Raw genomic sequence first — 12438 nt, forward strand, 5'->3', positions numbered from 1 at the left:
CCAAAACGTGGGAGTTTCGAAAAAGATTGAGGAGTTAAAAGTTCGGGGTGTAGCGTAGCCCGGTTATCGCGCCACATTTGGGATGTGGAGGTCGCAAGTTCGAATCTTGCCACCCCGACTTATTTTCTGACTCAAAGAATTTACTAAATCACTATCCTAAAAAGCAGGTCTAAGAACCTGCTTTTTTTGTTTAAAAATCCAAAGGATCTAAATTTTTAAAATGGCCATTTTGCTTGATAATCTCTTTGGCCCGCTCAATATTTTTTATGACTGGAATAACTCGCTTAAAGTGATTGATTAGATAGTCCATTCGCTCTCCTTCTTCAGTTATTTGAAGTAATTCAAGTTCTTCCTCGAACTTCAAACCCACTTTATGTGCATAAGTGAAGGAATTCGTCAGTTCGGGTTTGATTTCTTCGGAAAAATGCAAGAGGTAAAGCATCTCCTTCAAGTAAAACAAAAACTCATGGTTTTGGACCGCGGAAGCAACCGGGCTATTCTCTAAATATTGCACATTCCCTCCGGCATAAAGTTTCCCTTCCATCGGATTGTCAAAACTCAGAATGCGAAAAACCCGCTTTCCCCGGGTTTTAATATCTAATCTGCCATCGGGATACCGCTTGTAGATTTTATCTAATACGACCTCTGTCCCGAGACCTGTCAGCTGATTCAAATAAGTACATATACCAAATGCTAATTTTCCTTCCTCTACATCCGCTAAAAGTTGCCGATAGCGCGGTTCAAAAATATGGAGGTTGAGATTCTCACCTGGAAAAACAACCAGCTTCAAAGGAAATAACGGAAGGTAGGCAGTCGACATTTGACGGGAATCAAAGGAGTGATATAAAAAAAGCTCCGTTTCCGGAGCTTTTTGAAATTTATTTATTTGCAATGTATGCCAATAAGTCTAATACCTTATTGGAATAACCCCACTCGTTATCGTACCAGGAAACTACTTTCACGAAAGTATCAGAAAGTTGAATACCCGCTCCCGCATCGAAGATGGAAGTTCGAGGATCACCAACAAAGTCATTGGAAACAACCGCATCTTCAGTGTATCCCAAAATTCCCTTCATAGCACCCTCTGCGTTTTCTTTCATTTTCGCACAGATTTCTTCGTAGGTTGCAGGGTTTTTCAATCGAACCGTCAAGTCAACTACAGAAACATCTGGCGTAGGTACACGGAAGGACATACCGGTCAATTTTCCATTCAGATCAGGAATTACTTTCCCTACTGCTTTAGCCGCACCCGTAGAGGAAGGGATGATATTTTGTCCAGCACCTCGTCCTCCTCTCCAGTCTTTCGCAGAAGGACCATCGACTGTCTTCTGAGTTGCAGTAGTAGCGTGAACTGTTGTCATCAAGCCTTCTTCAATACCCCAATTATCATGTAGAACCTTAGCGATTGGAGCAAGACAGTTTGTAGTACAAGAAGCATTGGACACAAATGTCATATCCGGTGTATAGGAAGACTCATTAACTCCCATTACAAACATCGGCGTATCATCTTTTGAAGGAGCAGACATGATTACTTTTTTTGCTCCAGCATCGATATGCCCTTGTGCTTTTTCTTTAGTCAAAAATATACCGGTAGATTCAATAACGTAGTCAGCTCCGACTTCACCCCATTTCAAGTCTGCAGGATTTTTTTCAGCAGTAACTCGAATGGATTTTCCATTCACAACAAGTTTACCGTCTACCACGTCAACAGTTCCTTTGAACCGTCCATGTGTGGAATCATATTTCAACATGTAAGCAATGTAATCGACATCGATCAAATCATTGATCGCTACAATCTCCATGTCATCACGTTCTTGTGCTGCGCGAAAGGCAAGTCTTCCGATTCTTCCGAATCCATTGATTCCGACTTTAATTTTGCTCATAATTTTTATTGATTAATGTATAGGTTTGATTCTAAAAACTTTTAAAGGTGTACCTATTCTGGTTAAAATCTTAGAATTTTGATAAAGTTATTATAATTTTTTGGCTAGCCCAAACGAAAACAACGCCTAGAAACTTCTGGCTTCCTGAAGCTGATTTTCAATCGATTTCGAAAAAACATTTTTCAATAAATTTTCAAAAATCGGACTTTTTGATCCCTGATTTACTATTTTAAAACTTTACCTAGTTTTCGATATATGTTCGTTCATGCCATTCAAGAAGTAGCGGGCTACACTCGCGCCATCCATTCCATTTCCAGAAATTTTGGAGGAAAAAGTATTCAGCGAGGTTCAGCTACTTTATTTTTTGTAAACGAAGAAGGTTGGGCTCTTACTTGCAGACATGTGGCCCAATGGATCATGCAAGCGGATACTATCAATAAAAATTATAAGTCATTTTTGGAGCAAAGTCCGGGTTTAAGTGGGAAACAGCAAAATATCCTCGCCAAGTCTTTGAATATTTCCCAAGATAAAGCCTGTGAAATGCGAATCACTTTTGTGGATTGTGTGGATGTGATTAAAAATATCCGATTTATTCTTCACCCTCAGTATGACTTAGCCTTGATGAAGTTCGAGGGTTTTCAGAAAAAACATTTTCAAGGAAAAGCAAAATTTTTGAAAGATGATCAAACTGCTCAACCCGGCGCATCGCTTTGTCGATTAGGGTTCCCCTTTCCTGAATTTTCCAATTTTAGATTTAACCCTGAAATGAACCAACTTGAATGGACCAAAGAAGGGGCTGCACGATCCCCGAGGTTCCCTATTGATGGAATGTTAACGCGCTTTTTGGGGGATCAAAACGGAAAAATCTACGGAATTGAAATGAGCACCCCTGGCTTACGCGGCCAAAGCGGTGGCCCTCTCTTCGATGCGGAAGGACGAATTGTAGGGATGCAAAGCCGGACAAAGCACCTTCATCTGGGGTTTGATATCGAAGATAAAGAGATTGTTGTCCACGGAAAAAGCAAAAGGATCAATGATTATGCTTTTATCCATTTGGGAGAATGCATCCATGTAAAAGTTATTAAGGAATTCCTCAATCAACATCAAATCTCATTCGAAGAACAATAAAAAAACCGCATCCAAGGATGCGGTTTTTTTATTCTTTATTCAGAACACTTAGCCCAAGGTTTTTAAAATTTCATTGAACGTCCTACTTGGTCTCATAGCCGTAGCAGTTTTTTCCACATCTGGACGGTAATAACCACCGATATCGACGGCTTTTCCTTGAGCACCATTTAATTCTTCTTCGATTATGGCAGCCTGACCAGTTAGAGCCGCAGCGATTGGCGTAAATTTCTCCTTCAATGCTGGATTTTTATCCTGTGCAGCCAAAGCCTCAGCCCAATAGAGAGCTAAATAAAAATGACTGCCTCGGTTATCCAATTTCCCGACTACACGAGCTGGTGACTTATCATTTTCAAGCCATTTTCCGGTGGCTTGATCCAAGGTTTCTGCAAGCAATAAGGCTCTATCATTGTGATACATTTGACCCAAATGCTCCAATGAAACAGCTAAAGCCAAAAATTCTCCAAGGGAGTCCCAACGGAGGTGGCCTTCTGTCACAAACTGTTCTACGTGCTTTGGAGCAGAGCCACCTGCTCCCGTTTCAAACAAACCTCCACCATTCATTAATGGAACGATAGACAACATCTTAGCACTTGTTCCCAACTCCAAAATCGGAAAAAGATCCGTGAGGTAATCCCGAAGTACGTTACCCGTCACTGAAATTGTATCAAGCCCCTCCTTAATTCGAGCAAGGGAGAAATTTGTTGCCTCCACAGGGTCCATAATATGGATTTCCAGCCCTTCTGTATCATGCTGTGGAAGGTATTCATTTACTTTTTTGATCAATTCAGCATCATGGGCACGCTCTGGATCCAACCAGAAAACCGCTGGAGTTTGAGATAATCTTGCTCGGTTAACGGCAAGTTTCACCCAATCCTGAACAGGCGCATCCTTGGTCTGACACATTCTCCAAATATCGCCTTGCTCCACCTCATGAGAGATTAGTGTTTCACCATCCTTATTGATTACGCGAACAGTACCTGCAAAAGGAATTTCGAACGTCTTATCATGAGAGCCATATTCCTCTGCCTTTTGAGCCATTAAGCCAACATTTGGAACGGATCCCATGGTAGCTGGATCAAAAGCCCCGTGTTTTTTGCAAAAATCAATCGTAGCCTGGTATACCCCAGCATAACTTCTGTCCGGAATTACCGCCAATGTATCCTGTAACTTCCCTTCTTTATTCCACATTTTACCAGAGCTTCGAATCATGGCCGGCATGGAGGCATCAATAATCACATCTGAAGGAACATGGAGGTTGGTAATTCCCTTATCTGAATTAACCATCGCTAAATCCGGACGATCTACCAAACAGGATTCAATATCCTTTTGAATAGCTGATTTGATGGTATCATCAAGTTTTTCGATCGCAGAAAGCACATCTCCAAAGCCATTGTTTGGATCAGCTCCTGCACTCTCCAACTCCTGCTTATACTTGTCAAATACGGGCTTGAAGAAAGCTTTTACGGCATGACCAAAGATGATTGGATCGGAAACCTTCATCATGGTTGCCTTCATGTGAATTGAGAATAAAACGCCTGCATCCTTCGCCTCTGCAATAGCTTTCTGAAAAAAGGAACTTAATGCAGCAATGCTCATCGTGGAGGCATCAATGATCTCCCCTTTTTGAAGCTTTAGGCCTTCTTTTAACACTTTACTATCCCCTTCTTTCCCTTCTAGTACGATACTGATTTCATCATCCTGTGCCATGGTGCAGGACTGCTCACTCCCATAAAAATCCCCAGTGGACATACTAGCAACTTCCGTCTTTGACTCAGGGGACCAGGCACCCATGCTATGGGGATGCTTTCGTGCATAGGCTTTCACTGCTTGTGGAGCTCTTCTGTCTGAATTCCCCTCTCTCAATACTGGGTTAACAGCTGAACCTTTGATTTTATCATAAGTGGCTTTGATCGCTTTTTCCTCCTCCGATTTAGGCTCTTCTGGATAATCAGGGAGCGCGTAGCCCTTTCCCTGAAGTTCTTTTATTGCAGCTTTCAACTGTGGGACAGAAGCAGATATATTGGGTAACTTAATGATATTAGCATCTGGAGTCTTTGCAATTTGACCCAATTCAGCCAATGCGTCAGAGATCTGCTGTTCAGGTTTTAAATACTGCGGAAAATTAGCAATGATCCTTCCTGAAAGGGAAATATCCCGAGTTTCAACCTCAATCCCTGCTGAATTGGTAAAGGATTGAACAATAGGTAAAAATGAATAAGTGGCTAAGGCCGGTGCCTCATCTGTGAGGGTGTAAAGAATTTTTGGAGTGTTACTCATAATTATTTCAAAACTATTCAATGAAAGAAAACCCTGCGAATCCACACAAAGACCCTATTTGATCTTATTGAAATGTGAGCCTTGGATGAAAAAAGGAAAACAGGATGATTTTTTAGCAGGGCTAAAATACAGAATTTATACCGGTTTCAAATGCTAGGATTAAAAATCAAGGCAATCTTCTAGCGCAATAACTGAAATGGATCGCTATCCTGCCAGGCAGGAAACTTTTTCCGGTATTGCTTCAAGATATCAAAATCCAACGTGATAGTCTGAACTGCTTCTCTTTCACCCAAATGAGTAATAGAATCGCCTTTAAAATCATAGGCTGCAGAATGTCCCACATATGCTATTTCATTGCCGTCAACCCCTACCCGATTTAACCCGATTGAATAAGCCAAATTCTCGATGGCTCGAGCAGGAAGCAAAGCATCCCAGGCAGAGGTCCGTGCACCTGGCCAGGAAGCCACGTAGAAAATCACATCGTAAGCTAATTCCCCTTTTTCATCTGCCCGATTTCTGGACCATACTGGAAATCGTAAATCATAACAGATTTGGGGACAAATCTTCCAGCCCTTTAATTCAAAAATGGGAAATTGATCTCCAGCCGTGAAGTGAAGTTGCTCATCTGCCATTCGAAATAAATGGCGCTTATCATAAAAAGCAATGCTACCTGATGGGCTGGCCCATATTAATCGGTTGAAAAAATTGCCACTATCCTGAATAATAGCGCTCCCTGCGATCACGGCCTGCTTTTGCCGAGCCATTTGTTGCATCCACTTGGTAATATGAAGATTCATTGGTTCACCAACTTCCTTCACATCCATTGTGAACCCAGTCGGAAACATTTCAGGAAGCAGGATCAAATCTACCTGTTCCTGAATTCCCCAGATTTTTTCTTCCAGCATGGCCAAGTTGGCCACCTTATCTTTCCAATAAAGGTCTGTTTGAATTAAGGCTATATGAAGTGGAGAGGCCTGGCTCATTTGAGCGGATAGATCATTCGATAATCTGTAGGCACTTTCCCTTTACTAATGTCGATCAATTTGGATTTGATCAAGCGTTTTTTCAATCCATTCAGGTAATCAATGAACAAGATTCCCTCCAAGTGATCATATTCATGTTGTATTACTCTCGCCGTCATACCTGAAAACTCCTCCTCTTTCAAGTTCCAGTTCTCATCGTAATATTCGATGGTTAATTTTTCGGGGCGAATAACTTCAGCCCGAACATCAGGAATACTCAAACAACCTTCCTCAAAACCAAAATCATCCCCATATTCATCAAGAATAATGGGATTGATAAATGCTTTTCGAATCCCTTTCTCAGAATCTTCCTCATCAAGCATTAAGCTGCTGTCAATCACAAATAGCCGAATCCCTTGATTGATTTGCGGAGCAGCGAGTCCTACGCCATTGGCTCGATCCATAGTTGCAAACATAGAATCGATTAATTCCTGGATTTCCTGTCCTTCAGGAATATCCAAGGCTTCTTTTTTCAAAATCGGATTGCCGTAGGCTACGATTGGATAAATCATCGTTGTGCTAGAAAGGATTGTAAAATTATGGTAGCGCTAATTTTATCGAGATTTCCCGACTTTTCACGCCTGTCTTTTTTTTTGCTTCCCATGCTAATCATTGATTGCATGGCTATTTTTGAGGTAAATCGTTCATCGATCAAATGAAGCTTTTTGGAGGGATATAATTCCTCCAATTTTTCTTTAAAGTGATTTACGGCCTGTGTCATATCCGTCGCTCCTCCTTGAAGATTTTTTGGCAAGCCTAGTACAATATCCTCCACAGGCTCTTGTTCGAAATACTTTTTCAAAAAGTCCAACAATTGTTCTGTCGGGATAGTTTCCAAGGGATTCGCCACAATTTGCATGGGGTCTGTGACTGCAAGCCCAGTGCGCTTGGTTCCCAAATCAATCGCCAAAATTCTAGCCATTAATTTGTTCGGATTTTTTGGTGGATCATTCGAAGAACTTCTTTTTCAAGTTCCACCGCTTTTGGGAAAAGCAATTCATCCTCGATTTGGGCATGAATAGTCAACTCGCGTTCGAAATTTTGCAATTCGTGAAAAAGCACCTTCATGGTTAGCGGTGCGGAATCAGAGAGGGAATAATTATCAGTCAATCTTCGGATCCCTTCCATCTCATCGTCATGGATTTCATGTTCTTCCGCCAAAATCCTAACTGGATCTTTTTCAAGAATTGTCAAGGCATCATGAAGCGCAAAATTGCCTTCTTCTATATCCTGTAATAATTCAATTCGCTTAAAAAGCCTGCTTTCCTCTTCATGAATATGATGGATAAAATCCTCCACAAAGAGCGGAAACATCATTTTCAAATCAGCCATTAAGGATTCATACCCTTTTTCTGCCTGAATACCTGAAATCAAATTGGATAGGAAAGGCAGCTCCTGCCGCACAAAATAATAATGCTTCTTTTTCAGATAAGCGACCAAAACCTCAATGGGATTCAAAAATAAATCTTCAGGCGTAGGCTCCTTTCGGACCGCCCATGATTCCAACTCTGCAATCAATTGATTGGGTTTAACCCGATGCTTCTTGCAAACCTGCTCCAGTGAATCGGTTGGATATTGGTAAAAGCTGATTCCAAAGTAATGCAGGACCGAAGCAAAAACGTAATTATCTGACACTAAGTCAGCAACCGAGGTTTTATTGAAATTTTGAGGAACCTGCATTTTGCAAAAATAATTATTTTTAACAGAATTCAGGAGACAAAAACAGACCTTTATCCGTTACATTCGTATAAGTTCAATTGGGACTTATCTGAAATCATTGGGAAAACTTAGGGTTTTCAGTTAAGTTTCTTATTCGACAGCAATTTCAAAAACCAACCTTAACGTGAGTAATACAAAAAATTCCAAAGCTCAAATCCGCTTACCTATTTTTTTGGCACTTGCTATATCTGCAGGGATCTGGATAGGGGCTACATTTGCAGAGCCTGAAAAAAACCAAAATGATCTCCGAGCGGCTTTATACAAAATCCAGGAGATCATGACATATATCGATCGGGATTATGTTGATAGCGTCAATTCTACCGATCTGGTTGAATACGGAATCACCAAAATGCTAGAAAACCTAGACCCGCATTCCAGTTATATTCCGGCACGAGATGCAAGCCTAGCACAATCCCAACTTGACGGTGAATTTGATGGAATTGGTGTTGAATTCGGAATTATTCGAGATACTATCTATGTGGTAGCTCCTTTAACAGGAGGACCATCGGAAGCCTTGGGTATTCAATCTGGTGACCAAATCATCAACGTGGATGGAGAAACTGTTGCCGGGATTGGCATTACCAACCGGGATGTTTTTGATTTACTCCGAGGACCAAAAGGTTCAAAGGTGATCGTGGATATCAAACGTAAAAACCAGCCTGAATTGATTACCTATGAAATCACTCGAGATAAAATCCCTCAATACAGTATCAATGCCTCTTACATGATCAATGAGGAAATCGGGTATGTTAAAATCACTCGGTTTGCAGCTACCACCTACAATGAATTCCAAGAAGCGGTAGCGGAACTCAAGGATAAGGGAATGAAAAAATTGGTAATTGACCTCCAAGGTAACCCTGGTGGATACATGGGAGCTGCAATTAATATTGCTGATGAAATCCTGGGAGATCGAGCGCTGATCGTTTCCCAAGAAGGAAAAGTCCAGCAATACAGTCAAAAAGCGTACGCATTTAGACCGGGCTTATTTGAATCCGGTTCGGTAGTAGTTCTTGTCAATGAAGGATCAGCTTCTGCCTCGGAGATTTTAGCCGGCGCTATTCAGGATAATGACCGAGGATTGATCGTAGGAAGAAGAACATTCGGAAAAGGATTGGTGCAAATGCCAATCGACCTTTCTGATGGAGCAGAGCTTCGACTGACCATTGCCCGCTATTATACACCGTCCGGCAGATCCATTCAGAAGCCTTACGACTCAAATTATGAAGCCTATGAACGAGATTGGGTAGAGCGATACGAGCACGGAGAATTTTTCTCTGCGGACAGCATTAAGTTCAATGACAGTCTGAAATATGAAACCAAAAAAGGTCGTATTGTATATGGCGGTGGCGGGATCATGCCAGATTACTTTGTGCCATTGGACACTACCTACAGTTCCGTTTATGTAACCCGATTATTTAATTCAGATTCCTCACGAGAATTTATTCTTGATTTCACGAATAAAAACAAGGATCAATTTTCCGATATGAGCTTAGAGGAATACTATCAGTCTTATGAAGTCACGGATAGTATGCTCAGAGATTTGGTTGCAATTGGAGAAAAAAATAAGGTCAAATTTGATGAAGAGGATTTTAACCGATCCAAGGATTATTTAAAGATATTGGTTAAGGCTCATCTTGGTAGACAACTGTATGATGATGATGCTTTCTACATGGTCATTAATGACATCAATGAAATCTATCAGCAAGCCATCAAACTCTTTGACGAAGCAGATCGAATTGCAATGGCTTCTGATCTTAGCCAAATGGGTGAGGAATAGCTTAGAATTCGCAACTAATCAAAAGCCGACTTAAGAAAGGGTCGGCTTTTTTTGTTTTGATTGGTTACACATTTTTAGAAAAAAGGCGTACCTTCTTCATCAACTACTCAGCAAATATCATATGAAATATTTCCTTCTATTAGTCCCCTTCCTTATGGCTACACATTTTCTGACTGCACAAATTAAGGTTAACCATATTGCTGTGCATGTTTCCGATTTAGGAGAAAGTAAGGAGTTCTATTCCTCCATTTTAAAGCTTCAGGAAATTGATGAACCCTTTAAAGATGGACTCCACGCTTGGTATGATATAGGAAGTGGAGCCGCTTTACATCTCATTGAAGCAGAGCAAGTCCCACGTGAAATTTCTAAGACGAATCATCTCTGCTTTAGTATGTCAGATATGGATGGGTTTATCGCCAGACTACGGGCTGCGGAGTACCCATTCGAAGACTGGCCAGGCGAAAAAGGAAAAATCACTACGCGCCCCGATGGCGTAAGGCAGATTTACATTCAAGATCCTGATGGCTACTGGCTGGAAATCAACGATGATTTCTAAAAAAAAGCCCGATCAATAAAATGATCGGGCTTTTTAACTTAGTCTTCATAGATTGGTTGTGGCCAATGGTCATTTCCCAAATTGATATCCGGCAAGATTTTATCCGGATCAACGGTAACCGAGACAACTTTTTTATCAGTCTTGATCAGGTGATTCCAAGAATCACCGCGCTGCCAGATTTCGACAGGAAGCATCTGTCGTTCCTTGCTTCCATCTTCAAATTCGATCTCCAACAAAACAGGCATTGGTAATTCACCCTTATTAACTAGAACCACTACGTAATTCCCTGCATAAGGAACTACCCCATTGATTCCCAAATCAATATTTCCGTTTCCAAAGAACCATCCTTTCCAGAACCACGAAAGATTCTCTCCAGCAACATTTTCGATGTGATTGAAGAAATCGGTGGGTTGCGGATGCTTGTAAGCCCATGTTTTGATATAAGACCGGAAAGCATTATCAAACCGCTCAGGACCTAGGATATATTCACGAAGCATAATCAATCCGATTCCCGGCTTCATGTATGCGACCATCCCCAAATTGGAGGTTCGAGCGACATCAGGATAGGTATCAATTCCTTCCCGATTATCATTTTGGAAGTAATTATTGTATCGTCTTGTTTGGTTCAAGTTGGAGGAATATTCCCCACCATTGAATGCCAATGTACTGTAGTGATTAATGAAGGTATTGAAGCCTTCATCCATCCAAGCATATCGTCGCTCATTATTGCCAACGATCATGGGGAACCAATTGTGGCCAAATTCATGATCGGTCACACCCCAAAGACCTTCTCCTTTGGAAGTATAGCGACAAAAATTCAAGCCAGGGTATTCCATTCCACCAATATCTGCAGCCACATTGGTCGCAGTCTCATATGGAAATTCATACCACATTTCTGAATAATGCTCAATAGATGCCTTGGAATATTCCGTTGATCTTGACCAAGCTCCCTGCCCGTCCGACTCCTTTGGATAAACTGATTGGGCTAAAATTGTCTTCCCACTTGGAAGGTTGATTTTTGCAGCATCCCAAATAAAAGCCTTAGAAGTGGCGAAAGCCACATCTCGGGAATTTTCAATTTTAAAATGCCAAGTGATTACACCCTCCTGCTGAGGACGGGTAAGCTCGGTGTTTTGGATTTCATCAGGAGAAACCAAATAAACTGTCTCGTCACTTGCTTGTGCTTTTGCATAGCGATCTTGAAGCTCCTTGGATAAAACCTCCTTAGGGTTCATCAACTTACCTGATCCTACCACGATATGATCATAAGGCACAGTCACCTTGTAATCAAAATCTCCATATTCCAAGTAAAACTCACCTGCTCCCAAATAAGGCTCTACATTCCAACCTTCTATATCATCAAAGACCGCCATCTTAGGATACCATTGAGCAAAGGCATAAATCCAGCCATCCTCTACTTCCAATCTACCCATTCGGTCCATCCCTTTTTCAGGAACTTTGAAGGAAAAATTCATGGAAATGGTGGCTTTACCACCCTTTTCAGGTAGTGGTTCATTGAACCAAACTTGCATCCGAGTATCATTGATAAGGTATTTGGAAGAAACAGAGCCCTTGGTTCCGACTTTTGCCTGAACAGCAGAAATATCAAAACCTCCATCAGCGTCTCCATTGTAGCGATACCCTTGAATAGGCGTAGTCAAAGCTCCTCTGGAGTCTTCTGTAAATCGGTTTTGCTCCAATTGCAACCATACAAACTCCAATTGTTCAGGACTATTATTGGTATACTCTATGATGACTTTCCCACTCAGCACATGGGATTCTTCATCCAAAGAAACCTCGATTTGATAGTCAGCTTCGTTTTGCCAATAATTTTCACTGGGCTTTCCGGAAGCCGTTCGGGTATAGGTCCCTTTTCGATCGATAAATTCTCCAAAGTCAGCCTGGTTATTAGCTAAGCCTTGTTGTGCAAAGCTTGTTTCTAAGCCAAGACTGACAGCGAAAATCAATCCTAACGTTAATTTTTTTATCATTTTCTCATTTTTTGATAATTCCTTAAAATTAAGCACAAGTATTCTTTCCTCAAGATCTTTTTCCACAAGATGGGCGAGATTAACC

At 41.3% G+C, this 12438-nt stretch carries 11 protein-coding genes and 1 tRNA gene; 4 read left to right on the top strand and 8 right to left on the bottom strand.

The window, feature by feature from the left end:
* Positions 1 to 43: 43 nt before the first annotated feature.
* Positions 44 to 118: transfer RNA gene (locus HWE15_RS14550), tRNA-Pro, on the top strand.
* Positions 119 to 190: 72 nt separating this feature from the next.
* On the opposite strand, the gene HWE15_RS14555 is transcribed toward HWE15_RS14550, so the two are convergent.
* Together HWE15_RS14555 and gap are read right to left on the bottom strand one after the other, a co-directional pair.
* Positions 191 to 820, bottom strand: a complete 630-nt coding sequence (locus tag HWE15_RS14555) for an LON peptidase substrate-binding domain-containing protein (RefSeq protein ID WP_290508279.1) — start codon at positions 818 to 820, stop codon at positions 191 to 193.
* Between the two features lie 58 nt (positions 821 to 878).
* Positions 879 to 1883: a type I glyceraldehyde-3-phosphate dehydrogenase gene (gene gap, locus HWE15_RS14560; RefSeq protein ID WP_290508280.1), complete on the bottom strand. Its 1005-nt coding sequence runs from the start codon at positions 1881 to 1883 to the stop codon at positions 879 to 881.
* A gap of 255 nt (positions 1884 to 2138) precedes the next feature.
* Between gap and HWE15_RS14565 the strand changes: the two genes are divergently transcribed.
* Entirely contained in the window at positions 2139 to 3011 is an 873-nt protein-coding gene (locus tag HWE15_RS14565) for a serine protease (RefSeq protein WP_290508281.1), read from the top strand.
* Positions 3012 to 3059: 48 nt separating this feature from the next.
* Here HWE15_RS14565 and HWE15_RS14570 read toward each other — a convergent pair whose 3' ends face one another.
* The 5 genes from HWE15_RS14570 to HWE15_RS14590 all read right to left on the bottom strand — a co-directional run bounded on the left by HWE15_RS14570 (position 3060) and on the right by HWE15_RS14590 (position 7990).
* Complete coding sequence (locus tag HWE15_RS14570) at positions 3060 to 5288, bottom strand: NADP-dependent isocitrate dehydrogenase (protein WP_290508282.1); 2229 nt, start codon at positions 5286 to 5288, stop codon at positions 3060 to 3062.
* Between the two features lie 179 nt (positions 5289 to 5467).
* Positions 5468 to 6271: an amidohydrolase gene (locus HWE15_RS14575; RefSeq protein WP_290508283.1), complete on the bottom strand. Its 804-nt coding sequence runs from the start codon at positions 6269 to 6271 to the stop codon at positions 5468 to 5470.
* Entirely contained in the window at positions 6268 to 6822 is a 555-nt protein-coding gene (gene def, locus HWE15_RS14580; protein ID WP_290508284.1) for a peptide deformylase, read from the bottom strand. The genes HWE15_RS14575 and def overlap by 4 nt, the downstream gene beginning before the upstream one ends.
* Positions 6819 to 7232 carry a Holliday junction resolvase RuvX gene (gene ruvX / locus HWE15_RS14585; protein ID WP_290508285.1) on the bottom strand — a complete coding sequence of 138 codons (414 nt, stop codon included), beginning with the start codon at positions 7230 to 7232 and terminating at the stop codon, positions 6819 to 6821. Before ruvX ends, def begins: the two co-directional genes overlap by 4 nt.
* Positions 7232 to 7990 (bottom strand): hemerythrin domain-containing protein, encoded by a 759-nt coding sequence (locus HWE15_RS14590; protein WP_290508286.1) that lies wholly within the window; start codon positions 7988 to 7990, stop codon positions 7232 to 7234. The genes ruvX and HWE15_RS14590 overlap by 1 nt, the downstream gene beginning before the upstream one ends.
* 163 nt (positions 7991 to 8153) lie before the next feature.
* On the opposite strand from HWE15_RS14590, the gene HWE15_RS14595 reads away from it, so the two are divergent.
* The gene (locus tag HWE15_RS14595; protein WP_290508287.1) at positions 8154 to 9806 is read left to right on the top strand and encodes a S41 family peptidase; all 1653 of its coding nucleotides are present in this window, start codon (positions 8154 to 8156) and stop codon (positions 9804 to 9806) included.
* A 154-nt stretch (positions 9807 to 9960) separates the two neighbouring features.
* Positions 9961 to 10362, top strand: coding sequence for a VOC family protein (locus HWE15_RS14600; protein WP_290508288.1), 402 nt, complete (start codon positions 9961 to 9963; stop codon positions 10360 to 10362).
* Positions 10363 to 10400: 38 nt separating this feature from the next.
* Here HWE15_RS14600 and HWE15_RS14605 read toward each other — a convergent pair whose 3' ends face one another.
* Positions 10401 to 12353: a M1 family metallopeptidase gene (locus tag HWE15_RS14605; protein ID WP_290508289.1), complete on the bottom strand. Its 1953-nt coding sequence runs from the start codon at positions 12351 to 12353 to the stop codon at positions 10401 to 10403.
* Positions 12354 to 12438 lie beyond the last annotated feature (85 nt).

The sequence above is a fragment of the Algoriphagus sp. genome (assembly GCF_013373065.1).
In the GTDB taxonomy this organism is placed as follows: domain Bacteria; phylum Bacteroidota; class Bacteroidia; order Cytophagales; family Cyclobacteriaceae; genus Algoriphagus.

What these genes read in the sequence shown, in the direction of transcription:
- HWE15_RS14555 (WP_290508279.1), bottom strand. Translation starts at nt 820, where the DNA reads ATGTCGACTGCCTACCTTCCGTTATTTCCTTTGAAGCTGGTTGTTTTT.
- gap (WP_290508280.1), bottom strand. Translation starts at nt 1,883, where the DNA reads ATGAGCAAAATTAAAGTCGGAATCAATGGATTCGGAAGAATCGGAAGA.
- HWE15_RS14565 (WP_290508281.1), top strand. Translation starts at nt 2,139, where the DNA reads ATGTTCGTTCATGCCATTCAAGAAGTAGCGGGCTACACTCGCGCCATC.
- HWE15_RS14570 (WP_290508282.1), bottom strand. Translation starts at nt 5,288, where the DNA reads ATGAGTAACACTCCAAAAATTCTTTACACCCTCACAGATGAGGCACCG.
- HWE15_RS14575 (WP_290508283.1), bottom strand. Translation starts at nt 6,271, where the DNA reads ATGAGCCAGGCCTCTCCACTTCATATAGCCTTAATTCAAACAGACCTT.
- def (WP_290508284.1), bottom strand. Translation starts at nt 6,822, where the DNA reads ATGATTTATCCAATCGTAGCCTACGGCAATCCGATTTTGAAAAAAGAA.
- ruvX (WP_290508285.1), bottom strand. Translation starts at nt 7,232, where the DNA reads ATGGCTAGAATTTTGGCGATTGATTTGGGAACCAAGCGCACTGGGCTT.
- HWE15_RS14590 (WP_290508286.1), bottom strand. Translation starts at nt 7,990, where the DNA reads ATGCAGGTTCCTCAAAATTTCAATAAAACCTCGGTTGCTGACTTAGTG.
- HWE15_RS14600 (WP_290508288.1), top strand. Translation starts at nt 9,961, where the DNA reads ATGGCTACACATTTTCTGACTGCACAAATTAAGGTTAACCATATTGCT.
- HWE15_RS14605 (WP_290508289.1), bottom strand. Translation starts at nt 12,353, where the DNA reads ATGATAAAAAAATTAACGTTAGGATTGATTTTCGCTGTCAGTCTTGGC.